General features: G+C 59.0%; 26 protein-coding genes. 13 read left to right on the top strand and 13 right to left on the bottom strand.

All coding sequences use genetic code 11. The features are described 5' to 3' along the window. The first annotated feature begins 12 nt into the window (after window positions 1–12). Window positions 13–906 (top strand): ZIP family metal transporter, encoded by an 894-nt coding sequence (locus H8F23_RS03230; RefSeq protein WP_194933406.1) that lies wholly within the window; start codon window positions 13–15, stop codon window positions 904–906. A gap of 79 nt (window positions 907–985) precedes the next feature. Here the strand turns inward: H8F23_RS03230 and H8F23_RS03225 are convergent, their stop codons facing one another. From H8F23_RS03225 to H8F23_RS03180, 10 genes are all read right to left on the bottom strand, one after another. Next, the gene (locus H8F23_RS03225; RefSeq protein ID WP_134174602.1) at window positions 986–1,261 is read right to left on the bottom strand and encodes an HPr family phosphocarrier protein; all 276 of its coding nucleotides are present in this window, start codon (window positions 1,259–1,261) and stop codon (window positions 986–988) included. Between the two features lie 15 nt (window positions 1,262–1,276). Then, the gene (rapZ, locus tag H8F23_RS03220; RefSeq protein ID WP_038357533.1) at window positions 1,277–2,134 is read right to left on the bottom strand and encodes an RNase adapter RapZ; all 858 of its coding nucleotides are present in this window, start codon (window positions 2,132–2,134) and stop codon (window positions 1,277–1,279) included. A gap of 2 nt (window positions 2,135–2,136) precedes the next feature. Further along, window positions 2,137–2,601 carry a PTS IIA-like nitrogen regulatory protein PtsN gene (ptsN, locus tag H8F23_RS03215; protein WP_095049754.1) on the bottom strand — a complete coding sequence of 155 codons (465 nt, stop codon included), beginning with the start codon at window positions 2,599–2,601 and terminating at the stop codon, window positions 2,137–2,139. A gap of 11 nt (window positions 2,602–2,612) precedes the next feature. Then, a complete protein-coding gene (gene hpf / locus H8F23_RS03210; protein WP_008085073.1) occupies window positions 2,613–2,921 on the bottom strand; it encodes a ribosome hibernation-promoting factor, HPF/YfiA family in 309 nt (102 codons plus the stop codon). 73 nt (window positions 2,922–2,994) lie between these two features. Then, a complete protein-coding gene (locus tag H8F23_RS03205) occupies window positions 2,995–4,488 on the bottom strand; it encodes an RNA polymerase factor sigma-54 (protein WP_194933405.1) in 1,494 nt (497 codons plus the stop codon). A gap of 186 nt (window positions 4,489–4,674) precedes the next feature. Continuing rightward, on the bottom strand, window positions 4,675–5,400 hold the full coding sequence (gene lptB / locus H8F23_RS03200) for an LPS export ABC transporter ATP-binding protein (protein ID WP_008085069.1): 726 nt from the start codon (window positions 5,398–5,400) through the stop codon (window positions 4,675–4,677). Continuing rightward, window positions 5,400–5,945, bottom strand: coding sequence for a lipopolysaccharide transport periplasmic protein LptA (lptA, locus tag H8F23_RS03195; protein ID WP_034154485.1), 546 nt, complete (start codon window positions 5,943–5,945; stop codon window positions 5,400–5,402). Before lptA ends, lptB begins: the two co-directional genes overlap by 1 nt. After that, entirely contained in the window at window positions 5,932–6,504 is a 573-nt protein-coding gene (gene lptC, locus H8F23_RS03190; protein WP_038357537.1) for an LPS export ABC transporter periplasmic protein LptC, read from the bottom strand. The genes lptA and lptC overlap by 14 nt, the downstream gene beginning before the upstream one ends. Window positions 6,505–6,512: 8 nt before the next feature. Continuing rightward, complete coding sequence (locus tag H8F23_RS03185; RefSeq protein WP_095049755.1) at window positions 6,513–7,037, bottom strand: KdsC family phosphatase; 525 nt, start codon at window positions 7,035–7,037, stop codon at window positions 6,513–6,515. Further along, entirely contained in the window at window positions 7,037–8,011 is a 975-nt protein-coding gene (locus tag H8F23_RS03180) for a KpsF/GutQ family sugar-phosphate isomerase (RefSeq protein ID WP_007912405.1), read from the bottom strand. The genes H8F23_RS03185 and H8F23_RS03180 overlap by 1 nt, the downstream gene beginning before the upstream one ends. 275 nt (window positions 8,012–8,286) lie before the next feature. Between H8F23_RS03180 and H8F23_RS03175 the strand changes: the two genes are divergently transcribed. From H8F23_RS03175 to hisC, 10 genes are all read left to right on the top strand, one after another. Beyond that, window positions 8,287–9,096, top strand: a complete 810-nt coding sequence (locus H8F23_RS03175) for an ATP-binding cassette domain-containing protein (protein ID WP_007912403.1) — start codon at window positions 8,287–8,289, stop codon at window positions 9,094–9,096. After that, window positions 9,096–9,893, top strand: a complete 798-nt coding sequence (gene mlaE / locus H8F23_RS03170) for a lipid asymmetry maintenance ABC transporter permease subunit MlaE (RefSeq protein ID WP_003221704.1) — start codon at window positions 9,096–9,098, stop codon at window positions 9,891–9,893. Before H8F23_RS03175 ends, mlaE begins: the two co-directional genes overlap by 1 nt. After that, entirely contained in the window at window positions 9,893–10,360 is a 468-nt protein-coding gene (gene mlaD / locus H8F23_RS03165; protein WP_007912400.1) for an outer membrane lipid asymmetry maintenance protein MlaD, read from the top strand. Before mlaE ends, mlaD begins: the two co-directional genes overlap by 1 nt. 11 nt (window positions 10,361–10,371) lie before the next feature. Further along, window positions 10,372–11,019: an MlaC/ttg2D family ABC transporter substrate-binding protein gene (locus H8F23_RS03160; protein WP_007912390.1), complete on the top strand. Its 648-nt coding sequence runs from the start codon at window positions 10,372–10,374 to the stop codon at window positions 11,017–11,019. Beyond that, the gene (locus H8F23_RS03155) at window positions 11,016–11,321 is read left to right on the top strand and encodes an STAS domain-containing protein (RefSeq protein ID WP_194933404.1); all 306 of its coding nucleotides are present in this window, start codon (window positions 11,016–11,018) and stop codon (window positions 11,319–11,321) included. The genes H8F23_RS03160 and H8F23_RS03155 overlap by 4 nt, the downstream gene beginning before the upstream one ends. Before the next feature lie 115 nt (window positions 11,322–11,436). Beyond that, window positions 11,437–11,676, top strand: a complete 240-nt coding sequence (locus H8F23_RS03150) for a BolA family protein (RefSeq protein WP_008085051.1) — start codon at window positions 11,437–11,439, stop codon at window positions 11,674–11,676. 22 nt (window positions 11,677–11,698) lie between these two features. Further along, on the top strand, window positions 11,699–12,964 hold the full coding sequence (murA, locus tag H8F23_RS03145) for a UDP-N-acetylglucosamine 1-carboxyvinyltransferase (RefSeq protein WP_007912385.1): 1,266 nt from the start codon (window positions 11,699–11,701) through the stop codon (window positions 12,962–12,964). Between the two features lie 124 nt (window positions 12,965–13,088). Continuing rightward, complete coding sequence (gene hisG, locus H8F23_RS03140) at window positions 13,089–13,724, top strand: ATP phosphoribosyltransferase (protein WP_007912384.1); 636 nt, start codon at window positions 13,089–13,091, stop codon at window positions 13,722–13,724. 125 nt (window positions 13,725–13,849) lie between these two features. Next, a complete protein-coding gene (hisD, locus tag H8F23_RS03135) occupies window positions 13,850–15,187 on the top strand; it encodes a histidinol dehydrogenase (protein ID WP_194933403.1) in 1,338 nt (445 codons plus the stop codon). Window positions 15,188–15,190: 3 nt separating this feature from the next. After that, window positions 15,191–16,243, top strand: coding sequence for a histidinol-phosphate transaminase (gene hisC, locus H8F23_RS03130; RefSeq protein ID WP_194933402.1), 1,053 nt, complete (start codon window positions 15,191–15,193; stop codon window positions 16,241–16,243). A 194-nt stretch (window positions 16,244–16,437) separates the two neighbouring features. Here hisC and H8F23_RS03125 read toward each other — a convergent pair whose 3' ends face one another. The 3 genes from H8F23_RS03125 to algW all read right to left on the bottom strand — a co-directional run bounded on the left by H8F23_RS03125 (window position 16,438) and on the right by algW (window position 20,521). Then, window positions 16,438–17,157 carry a DUF4198 domain-containing protein gene (locus tag H8F23_RS03125; protein WP_194933401.1) on the bottom strand — a complete coding sequence of 240 codons (720 nt, stop codon included), beginning with the start codon at window positions 17,155–17,157 and terminating at the stop codon, window positions 16,438–16,440. A gap of 12 nt (window positions 17,158–17,169) precedes the next feature. Continuing rightward, on the bottom strand, window positions 17,170–19,275 hold the full coding sequence (locus H8F23_RS03120) for a TonB-dependent siderophore receptor (protein ID WP_194933400.1): 2,106 nt from the start codon (window positions 19,273–19,275) through the stop codon (window positions 17,170–17,172). An 88-nt stretch (window positions 19,276–19,363) separates the two neighbouring features. Continuing rightward, entirely contained in the window at window positions 19,364–20,521 is a 1,158-nt protein-coding gene (algW, locus tag H8F23_RS03115; RefSeq protein WP_093436001.1) for a Do family serine endopeptidase AlgW, read from the bottom strand. 103 nt (window positions 20,522–20,624) lie between these two features. Here algW and H8F23_RS03110 point away from each other — a divergent pair, with 103 nt between their 5' ends. Beyond that, a complete protein-coding gene (locus tag H8F23_RS03110; protein ID WP_194933399.1) occupies window positions 20,625–21,383 on the top strand; it encodes a Nif3-like dinuclear metal center hexameric protein in 759 nt (252 codons plus the stop codon). A 246-nt stretch (window positions 21,384–21,629) separates the two neighbouring features. Continuing rightward, a complete protein-coding gene (cysD, locus tag H8F23_RS03105; protein ID WP_007912374.1) occupies window positions 21,630–22,547 on the top strand; it encodes a sulfate adenylyltransferase subunit CysD in 918 nt (305 codons plus the stop codon). Window position 22,548 lies beyond the last annotated feature (1 nt).

Here is a 22,548-nt window from a genome sequence, read left to right as displayed (position 1 = left end):
CCAAGGCTGACTATGGGCACTGAAACGCTGGCGATCGGAAGTGGGCGTATGTTTCGTTACGCAGTGGGATCGCTGTTGCTGTTGGCGGGCATGACTTTGCTGGTCGCCCACGGACTGGAATGGCTGAATCTCGAGCCGAGGCTGTTGCGCGCGTTGCAGGGTGGCGCGATCTGCGCCCTCGGCACGGCGCTCGGGGCTGTGCCGGTGCTGGTAATCCGGCGCATGCCCCAGGCACTCAGCGATACGCTGCTGGGTTTTGGCGCCGGGGTAATGCTGGCGGCGACGGCGTTTTCGCTGATCGTGCCGGGCATTGCTGCCGCCGAAAGCCTCGGACTGACACCGTGGGGTGCCAGCGGCCTGATCTGCTTCGGCATCATGCTGGGTGCGTTCGGGCTGTATCTGGTCGATCGGAAGGTTTCCGGCGCGTCCCCGGAAATGCTCGTCGGCACCGTCGAGCATCCGGTGATTCCACCACGGATCTGGCTGTTCGTGTTCGCCATCATTGCCCATAACATCCCTGAAGGCATGGCCGTCGGGGTTTCTGCTGGCGGCGGCATGCCGGATGCGGACAGCCTGGCCATGGGTATCGCTTTGCAGGATGTCCCGGAAGGTCTGGTGATCGCGTTGGTGTTGGCCGGGGCGGGGATGTCGCGGGTCAGGGCCTTCCTGATCGGTGCGGCGTCAGGTCTGGTCGAACCGGTGTTTGCGTTGTTATGTGCGTGGCTGGTCAGTCTGGCGCAGGTGTTGTTGCCATTAGGACTAGCTCTGGCGGCGGGGGCGATGTTGCTGGTGGTGACCCATGAAGTGATTCCCGAGTCGCGACGCAATGGTCATGACAAACTGGCCAGTCTTGGCCTGTTGATCGGGTTTTGTCTGATGATGGTGATGGATACCGCGTTGGGTTGAAGATCAAAAGATCGCAGCCTGTGGCAGCTCCTACGAAGGGATTGGTGCGACATGGGCTGCGACTTTTTGATTTTGGCTGTCAGCCACCTTCGTCGAAGTAGTTGTTGATCAACGCCACCAGCGCATCCAGCGCTTCCTGTTCCTGATGCCCTTCAGTACTCAAATAGATCTTGGTGCCCTTGCCTGCAGCCAGCATCATCATCGCCATGATGCTTTTGCCATCGACTGTGGTCTCTGGCGTACGGCCCACTCTGATCGAGCAATCCGGAAACTGCCCGGCCACGCCAACAAACTTGGCCGATGCGCGGGCATGCAGGCCCAGCTTGTTGATGATTTCGATTTCCAGAGCAGGCATCGCGGTGTGAATCCTTTAAGTGAGGTCGCGGTGGCGAACCTGGACGTTCTTCAGGGTTTTCTGCAGGGCCTGACCCAGGCGTTCGGTCAGGTAGACGGAGCGGTGATGCCCGCCGGTGCAGCCAATGGCAATGGTGACGTAGGCGCGGTTGCTCGCGGCGAAGCGCGGCAGCCACTTGTGCAGGTAGGTGAAGATGTCCTGAAACATTTCTTCGACCTCCGGCTGTGCCGCCAGGTATTCGGCCACCGGCGCATCGAGACCCGATTGCGCACGCAGTTCCGGCTTCCAGTAAGGATTAGGCAGGCAGCGCACATCGAACACCAGATCCGCATCCACCGGCATGCCGCGCTTGAAGCCGAAGGACTCGACCAGAAATGCGGTCCCCGGCTCCGGCTGGTTCAGCAGACGCAGCTTGATTGAGTCGCGCAACTGGTACAGGTTCAGATTGGTGGTGTTGATTTTCAGGTCCGCGAGGTCGGCGATCGGGCCGAGCAGGGCGGTTTCATCCTGGATCGCCTCGGCCAGCGAGCGATTGGCGTTGCTCAGGGGATGGCGACGGCGGGTTTCAGAAAAACGCTTGAGCAGGGTTTCCTCGTCGGCATCCAGATACAGGACGTCGCACTGGATGTGTTTGGCCCGGACATCTTCAAGCAGTTCGGGAAAGCGTGTCAGGTGGCTCGGCAGGTTGCGCGCATCGATGGACACGGCTACCAGCGGCTGCGCCAGTTCCGTGTGAATCAGCGCGCGTTCGGCCAGTTCCGGCAGCAAGCCTGCGGGCAGGTTGTCGATGCAGTAATAGCCGTTGTCCTCAAGGACATCCAGAGCCGTACTTTTACCCGAGCCGGAACGGCCACTGACGATGATCAAGCGCATGATTAGTGCCCGTTCTGCTCGTCCAGGACAACCTGATACAACGCTTCATTGCTTGGAGCGCTGCGCAGTTTTTCACGCACTTCCTTGCGATCGAGCATGCTGGCGATCTGGCGCAGCAGCTCCAGGTGCGCATCGGTGGCAGCCTCCGGGACCAGCAAAACAAACAGCAGGTCAACCGGTGCGCCGTCAATGGCGTCGAAATCAATCGGAGCATCAAGATGCATCAGCGCACTGATCGGTGCTGTGCAACCCTTGAGGCGGCAGTGAGGAATGGCGATGCCGTTGCCAAAACCGGTGGAACCGAGTTTTTCACGGGCAATCAACGCCTCGAAGACATCTTGCATCTCCAGATCCGCCACTTCGCGGGCAATCAGGTTGGCAATTTGTTCGAGGGCTTTCTTTTTACTGCCGCCCGGCACGTTCACGAGGGAACGGCCGGGGGTCAGGATACTTTCAAGTCGGATCATGGGGTGGGGGGTTATCGACCGGTAGCGCCCTGGAGCAGGCTCTGGGTCTTTTCCTTATGCTTTTTGAGTTGTTTATCCAGCTTGTCGGTCAAGGCGTCGATCGCCGCGTACATATCGGTATGTTCCGCGTTGGCGACCACTTCGCTGCCGGGTATATGCAAGGTGGCTTCGATTTTCTGCTTCAGCTTTTCGACGCACATCGTGACTTGCACGTTGGTGATCTTGTCGAAATGGCGCTCCAGTCGTTGGAGTTTTTCCTCGATGTAGGAACGCAGAGGTTGGGTCACTTCCAGTTGGTGTCCACTGATGTTGACTTGCATACAGCTTCTCCTTCGTTGCCAGTGCATAAAGCGGCAGGCTGGATAGCCTGCCACTGGAACGCTGTAACGTGGCTTACATCAACCGCTTGCGTTCGCTCGAAGGCGCGATCCCGAGGGATTCGCGGTACTTGGCGACGGTGCGGCGAGCCACCTGAATGCCTTGTGCCTCCAGTAAACCAGCGATCTTGCTGTCACTCAACGGCTTTTTCTGATTTTCCGCGGCAACCAGTTTTTTGATGATCGCGCGGATCGCCGTGGACGAGCATTCGCCGCCTTCGGAGGTGCTGACGTGGCTGGAGAAAAAGTATTTCAGTTCATAAATACCGCGCGGGGTATGCATGAATTTCTGCGTTGTCACCCGGGAAATGGTCGATTCGTGCATGCCGACCGCTTCAGCGATGTCATGCAGAACCAACGGCTTCATGGCCTCGTCGCCGTACTCCAGAAAACCGCGCTGATGCTCGACGATCTGGGTGGCTACTTTCATCAGGGTTTCGTTGCGGCTCTGCAGGCTCTTGATGAACCAGCGGGCTTCCTGCAACTGATTGCGCATGAAGGTGTTGTCGGCGCTGGTGTCGGCACGGCGGACGAAACCGGCGTACTGGGCGTTGACGCGCAGACGCGGCACCGATTCCTGATTCAGCTCGACCAGCCAGCGCTCGTTGTCCTTGCGCACGATGACGTCAGGGACAACGTATTCGGCTTCGGTGGATTCGATTTGCGAGCCAGGGCGCGGATTGAGGCTTTGCACCAGTTCGATGACCTGGCGCAGCTCGTCTTCCTTGAGCTTCATGCGGCGCATCAACTGGCTGTAATCGCGGCTGCCGAGCAGGTCGATGTAATCGCTGACCAAACGTTTCGCTTCAGCCAGCCAAGGCGTCTTGGCGGGTAGCTGACGCAATTGCAGCAGCAGGCATTCACTAAGGTTGCGCGCGCCGATACCAGCGGGTTCGAATTGCTGAATGCGGTGCAGGACGGCTTCGATTTCATCGAGTTCGATGTCGAGTTCCGGATCGAACGCCTCAAGGATTTCTTCGAGGGTTTCGTCCAGGTAGCCCTGATTGTTGATGCAATCGATCAGGGTGACGGCGATCAGGCGATCGGTGTCGGACATCGGTGCCAGGTTCAGTTGCCACAACAGGTGGCTTTGCAGGCTCTCGCCGGCGGACGTGCGGGTGGTGAAGTCACATTCGTCGTCATCGCTGCTGGGCAGGCTGCTGGCGCTGGTCTGATAGACGTCTTCCCAGGCGGTATCGACCGGCAGTTCGTTGGGGATACGCTCGCTCCAGTCACCTTCCTCCAGGTTGTCCACCGTCGGCGCGGTTTCCTGATACGAGGGTTCCTGGATCTCGGTGTTGGGCTTCTGTTCGGCGTTGTCGGCCATGGGGTCGGAATTGTCGAAGTCGTCGCCTTCTTCCTGGCGTTCGAGCATCGGATTGGATTCCAGAGCCTCCTGGATTTCCTGTTGCAGATCCAGGGTCGACAATTGGAGCAGGCGGATGGCCTGTTGCAGCTGCGGTGTCATCGTCAGCTGCTGGCCCATTCTCAAGACTAGCGATGGTTTCATGGCAGGGGCTTAACACCTTATTCGCCGGCGCTATGCGCCATCCACTACAGGGCGCCGAAGCGCCAAACTTAAGCAAATTATATGCCTGAAACTGAAGTGTTTGCCTAGAGCGCTGTAACAATTAAAGCGTATTAATCCTGCTTGAATCGATACAGCGCCCCGGCGGCGCACCGGGCACTGTTGCGCTTACAGGCGGAACTCGTGGCCCAGATACACTTCCTTGACCAGATCGTTGGCCAGGATGGTTTCTGCGTCGCCTTCGGCGATCAGTTGACCATCGTTGACGATGTAAGCGGTTTCGCAGATGTCCAGCGTCTCACGGACGTTGTGGTCGGTGATCAATACACCGATGCCCTTGGCCTTGAGGTGGTGGATGATCTGCTTGATGTCGCCGACCGAAATCGGGTCGACACCGGCGAACGGTTCGTCGAGCAGGATGAATTTCGGTGCGGTCGCCAGTGCGCGAGCGATTTCCACCCGGCGGCGTTCACCACCGGACAGGCTCATGCCGAGGTTGTCGCGGATGTGGCTGATGTGGAATTCCTGCAGCAGGCTTTCCAGCTCCTTGCGACGGCCGGCCTTGTCGAGTTCCTGACGGGTCTCGAGGATGGCCATGATGTTATCGGCCACCGACAGTTTGCGGAAGATCGACGCTTCTTGCGGCAGATAGCCGATACCGGCCTTGGCGCGACCGTGCATTGGCTGATGGCTGACGTCCAGATCGTCGATCAGCACGCGACCCTGATCGGCCTGTACCAGGCCGACGATCATGTAGAAGCACGTGGTCTTGCCAGCGCCGTTCGGGCCGAGCAGGCCGACGATCTGGCCGCTGTCGATCGACAGGCTGACGTCACGCACGACCTGGCGGCTTTTATAGGCCTTGGCCAGGTGCTGAGCTTTCAGAGTTGCCATTACTGGGTTTTCTCGTCGGTTTTCTTCTTCGGCTGGATCACCATGTCGATGCGTGGACGCGCCTCGGTGACCTTGCTGCCGGTAGCGCGACCGGCGCTGGCCAGTTTCTTCACGGTGTCATAGACGATTTTCTCGCCCTGAGTCGTGTTGTTGTCCTTGTCGACCACCTTGGCCTTGTCGATCAGTACGACGCGGTTTTGCGCGGCGTGGTACTGGATCGTCACGCCCCAGCCCTGAACCGGCTTGGTGTCGCCAGCGGTCTGCAGTTGTTCGAAGTAGGCAAGGTTGCCCACCGAAGTCACCACGTCGATATCGCCGGCAGGGGTACGAGTGATGGTCACGGTATTGCCGGTGACCTTCATCGAGCCCTGGGTGATGATCACATCACCTTTATAGGTGGCGATGCCGTTCTTGTCGTCCAGTTGGGCGTCGTCGGCCTGAATGCGGATAGGTTGCTGCTGATCGTTCGGCAGAGCCCAGGCGCTCACGCTTCCCAGTGCTGCGCCCAGACTGAGCAAAATAGGGAGGGTTTTAACGAGCCTCATACTGTCCTCTTACGTTCGATAGCAGGTGTATCCTGCTTTCCTTCAGGTACGCTTTCATTCCAACGCCAGTCGATACGCCGCCAGCGCCGTCGATTCTAACGGGTTGCTCGGTCTGCGCATATTCCTGCTGCGGGAACACGGTCATGCGAGTGGACGTGATCAGAATGTCACGCTTCTTTTCATCGGTGCGCGCAACGCGCACCGAGTCGATCAGTTCGACTTCGGTGCCGCCTGAGTTCACTTCACCGCGCTCACTGGTCACGTGCCACGGAAATTCTGTTCCGCGATACATGTTCAGGTCGGGTTTGGTCACGAGCGTGACGTCGGTTGCCTTCACGTGCTCGGCTTTTTCTGACGTCATTTCATACTGCACCTTGCCATCCGGCAGGTATTGCAGGGTATGCGTGTTGGTTGCATACCAGTCGATAGGCGTTTCAACCGAGGTGACCGGTGGTTTGTCGAGAAAGCGTTCCGGGCTGATATTCCAATAGCCGACCGCTGCGAAAATCGCAGCGATGCAGCCGAACAGCAGGAAGTTACGAAATTTTTTGCTGAACATGGTTTGGCTCACAGGTACGCGGCGTTGGCCGCATCGAGGCGGCCCTGGGCGCGCAGGATCAATTCGCAGAATTCGCGGGCGGCACCTTCGCCACCACGGGCGCGGGTAACGCCATGGGCGTGTTCGCGGACGAAATCGGCAGCGTTGGCCACGGCCATGCCCAAGCCTACCCGGCGGATCACCGGCAGGTCAGGCAGGTCGTCACCGAGATAGGCGACCTCTTCATAGCTTAGGCCCAGTTGCGCAAGCAGGCCGTCGAGGACGACCAGTTTGTCTTCACGGCCCTGAAACAGGTGGGGAATCCCCAGGTTTTTCGCGCGACGCTCGACTACCGGGGTTTTGCGACCGCTGATGATAGCGGTCTGCACGCCGGCGTTCATCAGCATTTTGATGCCTTGGCCATCGAGGGTGTTGAAGGTCTTGAATTCGCTGCCGTCCTCAAGGAAGTACAGGCGCCCGTCGGTGAGGACACCGTCGACATCGAAAACCGCCAGTTTGATCGCTTTGCCGCGTTGCAGCAGATCGTTGCTCATTACATGACTCCTGCGCGCAGCAGGTCGGAGAGGTTGAAGGCGCCTACCGGGCGATCTTCCTCGTCTACGACGACCAGTGCATTGATTCGGTGATCTTCCATGATTTTCAGGGCTTCGGCGGCCAACATCTCAGGCCGTGCAGTCTTGCCGTGTGCTGTCATTACCTGGTCGATGGTGGCGCTGCGAATGTCGATGCTGCGGTCCAGCGTACGGCGCAAGTCGCCGTCGGTGAAGATCCCGGCCAGTTTACCGTCGGTTTCAAGGATGACGGTCATGCCCAGACCTTTACGGGTCATTTCCATCAGTGCGTCCTTGAGCAGCGTACCGCGTTGGACTTGCGGCAACTCCTGTCCGGCGTGCATGACGTTTTCCACTTTCAGCAGCAGGCGGCGTCCGAGGGCGCCACCGGGGTGTGAAAAGGCGAAGTCTTCGGCGGTGAAGCCGCGTGCCTCCAGCAGTGCCACGGCCAGCGCGTCACCCATGACCAGCGCCGCAGTAGTCGAAGAGGTCGGCGCCAGGTTCAGCGGGCAAGCTTCATGCTCGACATGAACGTTGAGATTGACCTCGGCAGCCTTGGCCAGCGGCGACTGCGGGTTGCCGGTGACGCTGATCAGCTGGATGCCCAGACGTTTGATCAGTGGCAGCAGGGTTACGATTTCATTGGTCGAGCCGGAGTTCGACAGGGCCAGAATCACATCGTCGCGAGTGATCATGCCCATGTCGCCATGACTGGCTTCGGCCGGATGGACAAAAAAGGCCGGGGTGCCGGTGCTGGCAAGGGTGGCGGCAATCTTGTTGCCAATGTGCCCGGACTTGCCCATGCCGACCACGACTACACGGCCTTTACTGGCCAGAATCATCTCGCAAGCGCGTACGAAATCGGCGTCGATATGGGGCAACAAGCCTTGTACGGCTTCCACTTCGAGTTGGATGGTGCGTTGTGCCGATTGAATCAGGTCGCTGGATTGGCTCATGTCAGAAATCGTATAGCCCGATGAAAAGGCGGCGATTATAGCGGTTATGTAGCAAAGCCTCACGCAAGTTCGTCGTGCTTTGTCATTACTCGTTACCAAAACCCGGGAAAAGAGCCCGCGCACCTGTCATATCGCCGAACACAGGCTGGTACAAGCCTTGGGCGCGTAGCCTTTGCAGTGATATAGTTCGCCGCCAGTTCGGCCTGCCCGGGATGTACGTACTTTTTAAGTAAAGACAGGCGTCCGAGTGAGAGGCTGCATCGCAAGGAGTTTAGATGAGTGCCGATAACGCCTACGCGGTCGAGCTGAAGGGAGTCTCCTTCAAGCGCGGTGCGCGCAGCATTTTCAATAACGTCGATATTCGCATCCCGCGCGGCAAGGTCACCGGCATCATGGGACCTTCCGGGTGTGGCAAGACCACGCTGCTGCGATTGATGGGTGCACAACTGCGCCCTGCCAGCGGCGAAGTCTGGGTCAACGGCCAGAACCTGCCTGCGCTTTCGCGCAGCGATCTGTTCGATGCGCGAAAGCACATGGGTGTGCTGTTTCAAAGCGGCGCGCTGTTCACCGATCTCGATGTTTTCGAGAACGTGGCTTTCCCCCTGCGTGTTCATACCGATTTGCCGGAAGAAATGATCCGCGACATCGTCCTGCTCAAATTGCAGGCGGTCGGTCTGCGCGGTGCCATCGAGTTGATGCCGGATGAGCTGTCCGGTGGCATGAAGCGCCGCGTTGCACTGGCGCGGGCCATTGCGCTCGATCCGCAGATCCTCATGTACGACGAACCGTTCGTCGGGCAGGACCCGATCGCCATGGGCGTGCTGGTCCGTCTGATCCGCCTGCTCAACGATGCACTGGGGATCACCAGTATCGTGGTTTCCCACGATCTGGCCGAAACCGCGAGCATTGCCGACTACATCTATGTCGTCGGTGATGGTCAGGTGCTGGGGCAGGGTACGCCGGACGAGTTGATGAACTCGGACGAGCCGCGTATCCGTCAGTTCATGACCGGCGATCCCGATGGCCCGGTGCCGTACCATTTTCCAGCGACGGATTACCGCGCAGATCTTCTGGGGAAGCGCTGATGCGCAGAATTTCATTAATAGAACGCGTACGCCGGTTCGGCGAGGCGGCGATCGATGCCGTCGCGGTGTTCGGTCGTGCGACGCTGTTTCTGTTTCACGCGTTGTTGGGTCGCGGTGGCATCAGCGGTGGCTTCGGCCTGCTGGTCAAGCAACTGCATTCGGTCGGCGTGATGTCGCTGGTGATCATTGTTGTTTCCGGGATCTTCATCGGCATGGTGCTGGCGCTGCAGGGCTTCAGCATTCTGTCGAGTTACGGTTCGGAGCAGGCGGTGGGGCAGATGGTTGCGCTGACCCTGCTGCGTGAACTCGGCCCGGTGGTGACGGCGCTGTTGTTCGCTGGTCGTGCCGGTTCGGCACTGACCGCCGAGATCGGCAACATGAAGTCCACCGAACAGCTGTCCAGCCTGGAAATGATCGGTGTCGATCCGCTCAAGTACATCATTGCCCCGCGCCTGTGGGCCGGCTTCATTTCCCTGCCAGTGCTGGCGATGATTTTCAGCGTGGTAGGCATCTGGGGCGGTTCGTGGGTGGCTGTCGACTGGCTGGGTGTGTATGAAGGCTCTTATTGGGCGAACATGCAGAACAGCGTTAATTTCACCAGTGACGTGCTCAATGGCGTGATCAAAAGTATCGTTTTCGCCTTTGTAGTGACCTGGATTGCCGTATTCCAAGGCTATGACTGTGAGCCCACTTCCGAGGGCATCAGTCGTGCTACCACCAAGACCGTGGTGTTTGCCTCGCTGGCAGTGCTCGGCCTGGACTTTATTCTGACCGCTTTGATGTTTGGAGATTTCTGATGCAAAACCGCACCCTGGAAATCGGTGTCGGCCTGTTCCTGCTGGCAGGGATCCTGGCCTTGTTGCTGCTTGCTTTGCGGGTCAGTGGTCTGTCTCCGACGTCGACCACCGACACGTATAAACTTTATGCCTACTTTGACAATATCGCCGGTTTGACGGTCAGAGCCAAAGTGACCATGGCCGGTGTGACCATCGGCAAGGTCACGGCGATCGATCTGGATCGCGACAGCTTCACCGGTCGGGTCACTCTGCAAGTGGATAAAAAGGTCGACAACCTGCCGACCGACTCCACAGCGTCTATCCTGACCGCTGGTCTGCTGGGCGAGAAGTACATCGGTATCAGCGTAGGCGGGGAAGACAAACCGCTGAAGGATGGCGGAACCATCCACGACACCCAGTCGTCACTGGTACTGGAAGACCTGATCGGTAAATTCCTGCTCAATACCGTTAGCAAAGACGCCAAATGAGGAGCTTTTGAATGATCTCTATCTTGCGACGCAGCCTGTTGGTGCTGTTGGCGGCCCTGCCGTTGATGGGTAACGCCGTGGCTGCTGCGACTTCGGCCCATGATCTGGTTCAGGACACGACCACCCGGTTGCTGGCCGACCTGGCTGCCAACAAAGAGAAATACAAGCAGGACCCGACTGATTTCTACACGGCGCTCAACAACATCGTCGGGCCCGTGGTGGATGCCGAAGGTATTTCCAAGAGCATCATGACGGTCAAGTACTCGCGCAAGGCCACGCCTGCGCAGATGCAGACCTTCCAGGAAAACTTCAAGAAAGGCCTGTTCCAGTTCTACGGCAACGCTCTGCTTGAGTACAACAACCAGGGCATCACCGTTGACCCTGCCAAGGACGAATCGGGTGATCGCACCAGCGTCAACATGACCGTCAAAGGCAGCAGCGGTGCAATCTATCCAGTGCAGTACACGCTGGAGAAGATCAACGGCGAGTGGAAACTGCGCAATGTGATCATCAACGGCATCAACATCGGCAAACTGTTCCGTGATCAGTTCGCCGACGCGATGCAGCGCAATGGCAACGATCTGGACAAGACCATCAATGGTTGGGCCGGTGAAGTGGCCAAGGCCAAAGAAGCCACCGAAAAGAACCCCGCGCAATGAATGAGGCCGCAGTTCGTATGAGTGATATCGACGAGCTACTGCTCAGCGGAGTGCTGGACTATCGCACCGGCGCCGACCTGCGCAAGCAAGGCCAGACGCTGATCAAGTCCAGCAAGGCCTCTTCGCTGGTGATCGATTGCTCGGCGGTGAAGAAGTCCAGCAGCGTCGGTTTATCGTTGCTGCTGTGCTTCATGCGCGATGCGAATGCGGCCGGCAAGGCTGTCAGCATCCGTGCGATGCCCGAAGACATGCGCGAAATTGCTCAGGTCAGTGAACTGACCGAACTGTTGGCGCACCCCTGAACCCACATCTATAAAGAAGCCCCCCGTCAGAGTCCTGCCATGCGGGGTTCGCAGGCGCGGGGCTTTTTTGTATGATGTCCGACCCGTGCGCACAGGGCGCCGATTGAGGTTGAGCATGCAGGCCGTAGAAGTGAAGAGCTTCCTTGAAGGAAAGCTGCCCGGAACGTTGGTAGAAGTTGAGGGCGAAGGCTGCAATTTCCAGCTGAACGTGATTAGCGATGAACTGGCGGCGTTGAGCCCGGTGAAGCGTCAGCAGCAGGTCTATGCCCATTTGAACCCATGGATCACCGATGGCAGCATCCATGCGGTCACTATGAAATTTTTCAGCAGCGCGGCCTGGGCCGAGCGCACCTGAGCCTAAGGGCGTCGAGATTCTTATGGATAAATTGATTATTACCGGTGGCGCTCGTCTTGATGGCGAGATCCGCATTTCCGGCGCAAAAAACTCCGCCCTGCCGATCCTGGCGGCCACCCTGCTGTGCGATGGCCCGGTGACCGTTGGCAACCTGCCGCACCTGCACGACATCACCACCATGATCGAGTTGTTCGGTCGCATGGGCATTGAGCCTGTGATCGACGAAAAACTCAGCGTCGAAATCGACCCGCGCACCATCAAGACCCTGATCGCACCGTACGAACTGGTGAAAACCATGCGTGCGTCGATCCTGGTACTGGGCCCGATGGTTGCCCGTTTCGGTGAAGCCGAAGTGGCACTGCCTGGCGGTTGCGCCATCGGTTCGCGTCCGGTCGACCTGCACATCCGTGGTCTCGAAGCCATGGGCGCGGTGATCGACGTCGAAGGCGGCTACATCAAGGCCAAGGCGCCTGAAGGTGGCCTGCGCGGTGCGCACTTCTTCTTCGATACCGTCAGCGTGACCGGTACCGAGAACATCATGATGGCCGCTGCTCTGGCCAAGGGTCGCAGCGTGTTGCAGAACGCCGCCCGTGAACCTGAAGTGGTTGACCTGGCGAACTTCCTCAACGCCATGGGCGCCAAGGTGTCCGGCGCTGGTACTGACACCATCACTATTGATGGCGTCGAGCGTCTGGGGTCGGCCTTCTATAAGGTCATGCCTGACCGTATCGAAACCGGCACCTACCTCGTTGCCGCTGCCGTGACCGGTGGCCGCGTCAAGGTCAAGGACACCGATCCGACCATTCTCGAAGCCGTTCTGGAAAAGCTCCGTGAAGCCGGCGCAGAAATCACCTGTGGTGAAGACTGGATCGAGCTGAACATGCACGGCAAGCGTCCGAAAGCGGTCAACGTGCGCACCGCGCCGTACCCGGCGTTCCCGACTGACATGCAAGCACAGTTCATCTCGCTCAACGCCATTGCCGAAGGCACCGGTGCCGTGATCGAGACGATCTTCGAAAACCGTTTCATGCACGTGTACGAACTGCACCGCATGGGCGCCAAGATCCAGGTCGAAGGCAACACCGCCATCGTCACCGGTACTGAAGTTCTGAAAGGCGCGCCAGTCATGGCGACCGACCTGCGCGCTTCGGCCAGCCTGGTGATCTCGGCTCTGGTTGCCGAAGGCGATACCCTGATCGACCGCATCTACCACATCGACCGTGGTTACGAGTGCATCGAAGAAAAACTGCAGATGCTGGGCGCCAAGATCCGTCGCGTTCCGGGCTGATTGCTGCATTGGGACACAGGGACGTGTCCACTGATTTTAAGAGTCGAGCCGGTTTCCGGCTCGATGTGTGTCCGGCGCCGATTGCGACCGGACATGAGTACCTTGATAAGGACTGACGTTTCCCATGTTGACCATCGCACTGTCCAAGGGCCGCATCCTTGACGACACCCTGCCGCTTCTTGCCGAAGCGGGCATCGTGCCGACCGAGAATCCGGACAAGAGCCGTAAGCTGATCATTCCCACGACCCAGGACGACGTTCGTCTGCTGATCGTGCGTGCCACCGATGTGCCGACTTACGTCGAGCATGGCGCGGCCGACCTCGGCGTTGCCGGCAAAGACGTGTTGATGGAATACACCGGCCAGGGCCTCTACGAGCCGCTGGATCTGCAGATCGCCCAGTGCAAGCTGATGACCGCCGGCAAGATCGGCGCGCCGGAGCCAAAAGGCCGTCTGCGCGTGGCGACCAAATTCGTCAATGTGGCCAAGCGTTACTACGCCGAGCAGGGCCGTCAGGTCGACATCATCAAGCTCTACGGCTCGATGGAACTGGCGCCGCTGATCGGTCTCGCTGACAAGATCATCGACGTGGTCGACACCGGCAACACCCTGCGCGCCAACGGCCTGGAACCTCAGGAACTGATTGCCACGATCAGCTCGCGCCTGGTGGTCAACAAGGCTTCGATGAAAATGCAACACGCCCGAATCCAGGCGTTGATCGATACCCTGCGCAACGCAGTGGAATCGCGACACCGCGGCTGATTCACCTGCGCGACGTTAAGTCGCGCCCGTCTATCCGCCTCATAGCCAGAATCTCAGGTGCCCAAGCGGAAACGACTGCTAAGTTAGGGCGCCTGAGTTTTTGCCATTCCTATGAGGCTCTCGCTATGACCGCACCGACTGCAATTCGCCGACTCAACGCTGCTGACCCGGATTTCGCGCATCATCTGGATCATCTGCTGAGCTGGGAAAGTGTGTCTGACGACTCGGTCAATGAGCGCGTGCTGGACATCATCAAGGCTGTGCGCGAACGCGGCGACGCGGCGCTGGTCGAGTTCACCCAGAAGTTTGATGGCCTTGAAGTCGCTTCGATGGCTGACCTGATCCTGCCGCGTGAGCGTCTGGAACTGGCTTTGACCCGCATCACCGTGCCCCAGCGCGAAGCCCTGGAAACAGCCGCGGCCCGTGTGCGCAGCTATCACGAAAAACAGAAGCAGGATTCCTGGAGCTACACCGAAGCCGACGGCACCGTGCTGGGCCAGAAGGTCACGCCGCTGGATCGCGCAGGCCTGTATGTGCCGGGTGGCAAGGCGTCTTACCCGTCGTCGGTGCTGATGAACGCGATTCCGGCCAAGGTCGCCGGCGTGACCGAAGTGGTCATGGTCGTGCCGACCCCGCGCGGTGAAATCAACGAACTGGTGCTGGCGGCCGCATGCATCGCTGGCGTAGACCGGGTGTTCACCATCGGTGGTGCGCAAGCCGTCGCTGCATTGGCCTACGGCACCGAAAGTGTTCCGCAAGTAGACAAAGTCGTTGGCCCGGGCAATATCTATGTCGCCACCGCCAAGCGCCACGTGTTCGGCCAGGTCGGTATCGACATGATCGCCGGCCCTTCGGAAATCCTCGTGGTCTGCGACGGCCAGACCGATCCGGACTGGATTGCCATGGACCTGTTCTCGCAAGCCGAGCACGACGAAGACGCCCAGGCGATTCTGGTCAGCCCGGATGCCGAATTCCTCGACAAGGTCGCTGCGAGCATCGACAAGCTGCTGCCGACCATGGATCGCTCCACCATCATCGAAACCTCGATCAATGGTCGTGGTGCGTTGATTCACGTGAAGGACATGGCCCAAGCCATCGAAGTCGCCAATCGCATTGCCCCTGAGCACCTGGAACTGTCGGTCGCCGATCCGCAAGCCTGGCTGCCGCAGATCCGCCACGCCGGCGCGATCTTCATGGGCCGTCACACCTCCGAAGCGTTGGGCGATTACTGCGCTGGCCCGAACCACGTGCTGCCGACCTCCGGCACCGCGCGGTTTTCTTCGCCGCTGGGCGTGTACGACTTCCAGAAGCGTTCGTCGATCATCTTCTGCTCGGAGGCCGGAGCTTCCGAACTGGGGAAAACTGCATCGGTGCTGGCCCGTGGCGAATCGCTGAGCGCCCACGCGCGCAGCGCTGAATACCGCATCAAAGACGAAGACTTTCTACAAGGGCAGGGGAACTGAGCGATGAGCAAATTCTGGAGCCCGTTCGTTAAAGATCTGGTGCCGTACGTGCCGGGCGAACAGCCGAAGCTGACCAAACTGGTCAAGCTCAACACCAACGAAAATCCGTACGGCCCCTCGCCAAAAGCCTTGGCAGCGATGCAGGTCGAACTGAATGACAACCTGCGCCTGTACCCGGACCCGAACAGTGATCTGCTGAAAACTGCTGTCGCCCAGTATTACGGCGTGCAGAGCAATCAGGTGTTCCTTGGCAACGGTTCGGACGAAGTGCTCGCGCACATTTTCCACGGTTTGCTGCAACACGATAAGCCGCTGTTGTTCCCGGACATCAGTTACAGCTTCTATCCGGTTTACTGCGGGTTGTACGGCATCCAGTACGACGCGGTGCCGCTGGACGCGCAGTTCCAGATTGATCCGGCGGACTATGCCAAACCGAATGGCGGAATCATTTTCCCGAATCCGAATGCGCCAACCGGTTGCCTGCTGGCGCTGGATGCGGTCGAGCAGATCCTCAAGGCCAGCCCGGATTCGGTGGTCGTGGTGGACGAGGCGTATATCGACTTCGGCGGCGAAACCGCGATCAGTCTGGTGGACCGTTATCCGAACCTGCTGGTGACGCAGACCTTGTCCAAGTCGCGCTCTTTGGCGGGTTTGCGCGTTGGTCTGGCGGTCGGCCATCCCGATCTCATCGAGGCGCTGGAGCGGATCAAGAACAGCTTCAACTCCTATCCGCTGGATCGTCTGGCGATTGTCGGTGCGGCTGCCGCATTTGAGGATCGTGAGTATTTCGACAAGACTTGCCGTCTGGTCATCGAGAGCCGTGAGTGGGTGATTGCACAGTTGCAGGCCAAGGGTTTTGAAGTGCTGCCGTCGGCGGCGAACTTCATCTTCGCCCGGCATCCGCAGCATGATGCGGCAGGGCTGGCGGCTAAATTGCGTGAGCAGGGCGTGATTGTCAGGCACTTCAAGCAGGAACGGATTGCGCAGTTCCTGCGGATTTCGATTGGCACGCCGGAGCAGAATCAGGCGCTGATCGATGGTCTCGGCGAGCTTTAAAGGCAAGAGCCCCTCTCCCAAAGTGAGAGGGGACTGACCGAGGCGCACTTTAGAGATACACCGACTTGAGATATCGAGTCGAACTCTGGTTTGAAGAGTAAACAAATCTGCCCCCTTTCCCCCTCGCCCCCCTGGGGGAGAGGGTTGGGGTGAGGGGGGATTTTCGGATTTAACGAGTATCTCGAATACACCACTTATTCGTGATGCGGTTCGCCGAGGAACGTCAGTGAGGTAAACAACCCACGACTATCCACATCCACGCTGTCCTTCACCGGCACTTCAATCTGCGCCGCAATCACATTCAACCCTTCATTCCTCACCAACACCTGCGCCCGACCATCCTTGTCAGTCTCGGTGCTCAACGTGTTCGGCGCATTGCGATAGTCGCCAATCAACTTCACCCCAGCCGCCGGTTTGCCATCAAGCAACACCCGCACTGGTAAAGACTTGCCCGGTCCCACCGTCAACGGATCGACCTCCGGTAAAATCAGCAACTTGATCTGATCAAGCTTGGGCAACTTCGCCCCCGGCTGATAAATCGCCAGGCTGTACTTGAACGTTTCGGTTGCCTCGACAGCGCCGGGCACTTTGCTGCGGCCTTCGTTGACCCACTTTTTGTCAGCCGTCTGCGACCACATGCCATTGTTCAGGGCTACCGCCATCACAGCGGGGGCCTTCAGTGGTTTCAGTCGTGCGTGGTCGGCCAGGCGCTCGACGCTGACCGGGATCATTTTCCCGCTCGCGTCGTAAGCCCACGCGCCGCTGATCTTCTGCGCCTTGAACGCGTTGTCCTCAGCGCCATGACCGTAGACCACTTCGATATTGCCGCGCCGTTGCTCAGTCCACAGTCCATGGGCCGAGACCTGACCGGCGAACAGCGCGGCGATAAGTACAAGGGATTTGCCGTATTGCATGGTGACGTCCTTTTACAGGTTGAGAGTCAGGCTGACGGTGAAATTGCGCGGCTCACCGGGGTTGACCCAGTAGTTGCTGTAGGAGCGCTCGTAATACTTCTCGTCGAAGAGGTTGTTCAGGTTCAGGCCGACAGTGACGTTGTCGCTGGCCTTGTAATGCGCCAGCAGGTCGACGGTGTGATACGCCGGCAATTCGAAGTCGCTGCCGGATTCTCCCGAGCGATCGCCAACGTAGGTGAACGCCGCGCCAACGTCCGAGCCACGCAAATGGCCATCCTGAAATTCATAAACCCCGAGCAGACTGCCGCTGCGTTTGGCCACGCCGAGAATGCGGCTGCCGGTGGGAATCACCGCGTCGCCCTTGGTGACTTCAGCGTCGATGTAGGCTAAGGCGCCGATGACCCGCACCGCATCGGTGACTTGCCCGCTGACCTGCCAATCGAAGCCGCGACTACGTGCCTTGCCCATGGCGCGGCTGGTGTCGGTGGCCGGGTCGAGGGCGAGAACGTTTTCTTTGTCGATGTGGAAGAAGGCGAGGGTGCTGCTCAGGCGTTCGTCGAACAGCTCGTTCTTGATCCCGACTTCGTAGCCGACGCCTTCTTCCGGGTCGAAGGATTTGCCGGTGGCGTCGAGGCCATTGTTCGGTTTGAACGAGGTCGAGGCGTTGGCGAACAACCCGGTTTCCGGTGTCAGTTGATAGAGCAGGCCGACCCGCTGGGTGAGCGCGTCGTGGCGTTGGTTGCTGCTGGCGTTGCGGCTGTGATCGTCGATGTGCTGATCAAAATGCTCGAAGCGCGCGCCGATCATCCCGCGCAGTTTGTCGGTGAAGACGATCTGGTCCTGCAGGTTCAGTGCATGACTTTCGACCTGTTCGAAGAAGTCAGTGCCCGAGCGCGCGCCGTTGGGTTTCGGTTGGCCGTAGATCGGCTTGTAGATGTCGATGGCGTAGGGGCCGCCAGCAATAGTGGTGACGCGCTCGTTCTTGCGGAAGTTTTCGTACTCGGTGCCAATCAGCAATTCGTGTTGCCACGGGCCAAGATCGAACAGGCCGCGCAGTTCCAGTTGGGTGATGCTGTCGTGCCAATTGGTGTCGCGCTCGCGATAGCGGCGATTGACGGTGTGGCCGTCGGCGTTCAATGGACGACTTTCCGAAGCATCGCCCCAGAGTTTGCCTTCCTTGTAATGACTGGCCAGACGCAGTTTCCAGCTGTCGTTGAGGTGATGTTCCAGCGTGGCCTGAAGCAGATTATTGTGGTTATCGATGTTGCCGTCGTTGGGTTCGCCGAGGAAGGTCGAGCGCGAAACACCGCTCCATTTATTGTTGGGCGCGACGATACCGCGATCAAAGGTCGAGCTGTGGCGGACGATTTCGCTTTCCACCAGCAGCGACGTGTCCGGGTTCAATTGCCAACTGATCGAGGGCGCGACAAACACGCGCTGGCTGTCGACGTGATCGCGAAAACTGTGGTTGTCCTCAACCGCGAGGTTGATCCGCGACAGCACATCACCCTCATCATCCAGTGGTGTGTTGACGTCCAGCGCGGTGCGATATCGATCCCAACTGCCGGCGCTGGTTTGCAGAGTGGTGAAGGCTTCCGGCTGCGGTTTTTTGGTAACGATGTTCACTGTGCCGCCGGGATCGCCTCGACCATACAGACTGGCGGCGGGGCCTTTGAGCACTTCGATGCGCTCGATATTCGCCGCGTCCGGCGTGCTCGGATAACCACGATTGGCGCTGAAGCCGTCCTTGTAGAACTCCGACGTGGTGAAGCCGCGCACGCTGTATTCGTAAAGCGTCAGGCCGCCGAAGTTGTTTTGCTTGGATACGCCCCCGGCGAAATCCAGCGCGCGCTCGACACTGCTGCTGCCCAGATCCTTGAGCACGCTGACGGGTATTACGCTGATCGCCTGCGGGATATCACGGATCGCCGTGTCGGTTTTGGTCGCGCTGGACGAGCGCGTGGCGCGGTAGCCTTTGACCGGGCCGGTCGGCGATTCGTAGTCGGAGATGACGCTGATGGCGTCGAGTTCAAGCGGCTTGGGTTCTTCGGCGAAGGCTGGATCGACCAGCAGACCAAGGCTCAGGCCGAGCAGGGAAGCCTTTGTTCGAGACGACATGTTATGTTGTTCCAATTCTTAGAATTGAAACAATATAACATGCCTGTTGAGAGTGTCTTTTATTAGCGCGCTTGGCGCGAACGAAGTTTTATTCTTCTTTTTCTTTCACCGGCGCCGGTGGCGGACGCAGGCCGATTTCCGCGGTGAGCTTCAGTTCTTTGCCGTTGCGCATCACCTGAATCGTCACTTTGTCGGTCGGCTTGATCCGCGCGACCTGGTTCATCGACTTGCGACCATCTCCGGCCGGCTCGCCATCGATGCTCAGAATAACGTCACCCAGTTGCAGGCCGGCCTTCTGCGCCGGGCCATCGCGGAAGATCCCCGCGACGACAATCCCCGGACGCCCGGACAAGCCGAACGACTCGGCCAGTTCCTGGGTCAGCGGCTGCACCTCGATGCCGAGCCAGCCACGAATTACCTGACCGTGCTCGATGATCGACTTCATCACTTCCATTGCCAGTTTCACCGGAATCGCAAAGCCGATGCCCTGCGAGCCACCGGACTTGGAAAAGATCGCCGTGTTGATGCCGGTAAGGTTGCCGTTGGCATCGACCAGCGCTCCGCCGGAGTTACCCGGGTTGATCGCCGCGTCGGTCTGGATGAAGTCTTCGTAGTTGTTCAGGCCCAACTGGTTACGCCCGGTGGCGCTGATGATGCCCATGGTCACGGTCTGGCCAACGCCGAACGGGTTGCCGATGGCCAATGCAACGTCGCCGATGCGAATGTTGTCGGAGCGGCCGACAGTGATGGCCGGCAGGGTTTTCAGATCGATTTTCAACACCGCGAGATCGGTTTCCGGGTCGCTGCCGATGACGCGGGCGAGGGTTTCGCGGCCATCTTTCAGGGCGACCACGATCTGGTCCGCGCCGCTGGTCACGTGATTGTTGGTCAGAATGTAGCCTTCCGGGCTCATGATCACGCCGGAACCGAGGCTCGATTCCATGCGTTTCTGCTTCGGCGAGTTGTCACCGAAGAAGCGCCGAAACTGCGGATCCTCAAACAGCGGATGCGCCGGTTTGTTGATGACTTTGGTGGTGTAGAGGTTGACCACCGAAGGCGCGGCAATGGTCACCGCGTCGGCATAGGACACCGGGCCCTGTTGCACGCTGGTGGTTTGCGGGGCCTGTTGCAGGTTGACGTCGAGGCTCGGAAGCCCGACCCACTGTGGGTAACGCTGAATAATCAACAGAGCGATAAGCACACCGGCCAACAACGGCCAGCCGAAAAAACGCAGCGCCTTGAGCATTAAGCACGTCCTGGAAAAGTTGCAGGCGGGGTCAGACCGCCCATAATGTCGCGCATTATACGAGGCCGCGCGCGCCTCTGAACGGGATATTTAGGAGTCTTTCATGGCCGTTGCCCTCAGCACCCTCGTCGAAGAAGCCGACCGTTACCTCAGCAGCTCGAAAATTGCCGATTATTGCCCCAATGGTTTGCAGGTCGAAGGCCGGCCGCAAGTGATGCGCATCGTCAGCGGCGTCACTGCCAGTCAGGCGTTGCTGGATGCCGCCGTCGAAGCCGAGGCGGATCTGGTGCTGGTGCACCACGGTTACTTCTGGAAGGGCGAGAACCCGTGCATCACTGGCATGAAGCAGCGTCGACTGAAGACGTTGCTCAAGCACGACATCAGTCTGCTCGCTTACCATTTGCCGCTGGATCTGCATCCGGATGTTGGCAATAACGTGCAGCTTGCTCGCCAACTGGACATCACCGTTGAAGGTCCGCTGGATCCGGACAATCTGAAAATTGTCGGTCTGGTCGGCTCCTTGAAGGATCCGATGACCGCGCGCGATTTCGCCCGCAAGGTGCAGGAAACCATGGGCCGCGAACCGCTGCTGATCGAAGGTAGCCCGATGATTCGCCGGGTTGGCTGGTGCACCGGCGGCGGTCAGGGCTATATCGATCAGGCCATCGCTGCCGGCGTCGACCTGTACCTGAGCGGTGAGGCGTCCGAGCAGACCTTCCACAGCGCCCGCGAAAACGACATCAGCTTCATCGCCGCCGGCCACCACGCCACCGAACGCTACGGCGTACAGGCCTTGGGCGACTACCTGGCAAAACGCTTCGCCGTCGAACACATCTTCATCGACTGCCCCAACCCGATCTGACTCCACGCCGTTCCCTGTGTAGGAGCTGCCGAAGGCTGCGATCTTTTGATCTTGTTTTTAACAGACCAGATCAAAAAGATCGCAGCCTTCGGCAGCTCCTACAGGAGGCGGCGCCCAAACGAGTGGGCATATTCATATGCCCTTTCGTTCTAGCCAGCGTCCTGATTAGAAGAAGGTCGCTGTGCTAGGATTCCCCGCTCGAACACGGCCCGCTGGCCGTTCATAAGAAAGCTTTCGTGAGTAGCCATGGTCGACAAACTGACGCATCTGAAACAGCTGGAGGCGGAAAGCATCCACATCATCCGCGAGGTAGCCGCCGAGTTCGATAACCCGGTGATGCTGTACTCCATCGGTAAAGACTCCGCCGTGATGCTGCACCTGGCACGCAAGGCGTTCTTCCCGGGCAAACTGCCGTTTCCGGTGATGCACGTCGACACCCGCTGGAAATTCCAGGAAATGTACAAGTTCCGCGACAAGATGGTCGAAGAACTGGGCCTGGACCTGATCACTCACATCAACCCCGATGGCGTGGCGCAGAACATCAATCCGTTCACCCACGGCAGCGCCAAGCATACCGACATCATGAAAACCGAAGGCCTGAAACAGGCGCTCGACAAACATGGTTTCGACGCAGCGTTCGGCGGCGCCCGTCGCGATGAAGAGAAATCCCGCGCCAAAGAGCGCGTGTATTCGTTCCGCGACAGCAAGCACCGCTGGGACCCGAAAAACCAGCGCCCGGAGCTGTGGAACGTCTACAACGGCAAGGTCAACAAGGGTGAATCCATTCGCGTATTCCCTCTGTCGAACTGGACCGAACTGGACATCTGGCAGTACATCTACCTCGAAGGCATCCCGATTGTGCCGCTGTACTTCGCCGCCGAACGCGAAGTGATCGAGAAGAACGGCACGCTGATCATGATCGACGACGAGCGCATCCTCGAGCACCTGTCCGATGAAGACAAAGCGCGCATCGTCAAAAAGAAAGTGCGTTTCCGTACCCTTGGCTGCTACCCGTTGACGGGCGCGGTGGAGTCCGAGGCCGAAAGCCTCACGGACATCATTCAGGAAATGCTCCTGACGCGAACTTCCGAGCGCCAGGGCCGAGTCATCGACCACGATGGCGCAGGCTCGATGGAAGATAAAAAACGTCAAGGCTATTTCTAAG

The sequence above is a fragment of the Pseudomonas neuropathica genome (assembly GCF_015461835.1).
Classification (GTDB): Bacteria; Pseudomonadota; Gammaproteobacteria; order Pseudomonadales; family Pseudomonadaceae; genus Aquipseudomonas; species Aquipseudomonas neuropathica.
Note: the sequence above shows the minus strand (reverse complement) of the source record. Positions and strands in the feature narration are given on the sequence as shown.

Bases quoted from the DNA above. Each gene is read 5' to 3' on its own strand.
- H8F23_RS03230 (WP_194933406.1), top strand. From the start codon at position 13: ATGGGCACTGAAACGCTGGCGATCGGAAGTGGGCGTATGTTTCGTTAC.
- H8F23_RS03225 (WP_134174602.1), bottom strand. From the start codon at position 1,261: ATGCCTGCTCTGGAAATCGAAATCATCAACAAGCTGGGCCTGCATGCC.
- rapZ (WP_038357533.1), bottom strand. From the start codon at position 2,134: ATGCGCTTGATCATCGTCAGTGGCCGTTCCGGCTCGGGTAAAAGTACG.
- ptsN (WP_095049754.1), bottom strand. From the start codon at position 2,601: ATGATCCGACTTGAAAGTATCCTGACCCCCGGCCGTTCCCTCGTGAAC.
- hpf (WP_008085073.1), bottom strand. From the start codon at position 2,921: ATGCAAGTCAACATCAGTGGACACCAACTGGAAGTGACCCAACCTCTG.
- H8F23_RS03205 (WP_194933405.1), bottom strand. From the start codon at position 4,488: ATGAAACCATCGCTAGTCTTGAGAATGGGCCAGCAGCTGACGATGACA.
- lptB (WP_008085069.1), bottom strand. From the start codon at position 5,400: ATGGCAACTCTGAAAGCTCAGCACCTGGCCAAGGCCTATAAAAGCCGC.
- lptA (WP_034154485.1), bottom strand. From the start codon at position 5,945: ATGAGGCTCGTTAAAACCCTCCCTATTTTGCTCAGTCTGGGCGCAGCA.
- lptC (WP_038357537.1), bottom strand. From the start codon at position 6,504: ATGTTCAGCAAAAAATTTCGTAACTTCCTGCTGTTCGGCTGCATCGCT.
- H8F23_RS03185 (WP_095049755.1), bottom strand. From the start codon at position 7,037: ATGAGCAACGATCTGCTGCAACGCGGCAAAGCGATCAAACTGGCGGTT.
- H8F23_RS03180 (WP_007912405.1), bottom strand. From the start codon at position 8,011: ATGAGCCAATCCAGCGACCTGATTCAATCGGCACAACGCACCATCCAA.
- H8F23_RS03175 (WP_007912403.1), top strand. From the start codon at position 8,287: ATGAGTGCCGATAACGCCTACGCGGTCGAGCTGAAGGGAGTCTCCTTC.
- mlaE (WP_003221704.1), top strand. From the start codon at position 9,096: ATGCGCAGAATTTCATTAATAGAACGCGTACGCCGGTTCGGCGAGGCG.
- mlaD (WP_007912400.1), top strand. From the start codon at position 9,893: ATGCAAAACCGCACCCTGGAAATCGGTGTCGGCCTGTTCCTGCTGGCA.
- H8F23_RS03160 (WP_007912390.1), top strand. From the start codon at position 10,372: ATGATCTCTATCTTGCGACGCAGCCTGTTGGTGCTGTTGGCGGCCCTG.
- H8F23_RS03155 (WP_194933404.1), top strand. From the start codon at position 11,016: ATGAATGAGGCCGCAGTTCGTATGAGTGATATCGACGAGCTACTGCTC.
- H8F23_RS03150 (WP_008085051.1), top strand. From the start codon at position 11,437: ATGCAGGCCGTAGAAGTGAAGAGCTTCCTTGAAGGAAAGCTGCCCGGA.
- murA (WP_007912385.1), top strand. From the start codon at position 11,699: ATGGATAAATTGATTATTACCGGTGGCGCTCGTCTTGATGGCGAGATC.
- hisG (WP_007912384.1), top strand. From the start codon at position 13,089: ATGTTGACCATCGCACTGTCCAAGGGCCGCATCCTTGACGACACCCTG.
- hisD (WP_194933403.1), top strand. From the start codon at position 13,850: ATGACCGCACCGACTGCAATTCGCCGACTCAACGCTGCTGACCCGGAT.
- hisC (WP_194933402.1), top strand. From the start codon at position 15,191: ATGAGCAAATTCTGGAGCCCGTTCGTTAAAGATCTGGTGCCGTACGTG.
- H8F23_RS03125 (WP_194933401.1), bottom strand. From the start codon at position 17,157: ATGCAATACGGCAAATCCCTTGTACTTATCGCCGCGCTGTTCGCCGGT.
- H8F23_RS03120 (WP_194933400.1), bottom strand. From the start codon at position 19,275: ATGTCGTCTCGAACAAAGGCTTCCCTGCTCGGCCTGAGCCTTGGTCTG.
- algW (WP_093436001.1), bottom strand. From the start codon at position 20,521: ATGCTCAAGGCGCTGCGTTTTTTCGGCTGGCCGTTGTTGGCCGGTGTG.
- H8F23_RS03110 (WP_194933399.1), top strand. From the start codon at position 20,625: ATGGCCGTTGCCCTCAGCACCCTCGTCGAAGAAGCCGACCGTTACCTC.
- cysD (WP_007912374.1), top strand. From the start codon at position 21,630: ATGGTCGACAAACTGACGCATCTGAAACAGCTGGAGGCGGAAAGCATC.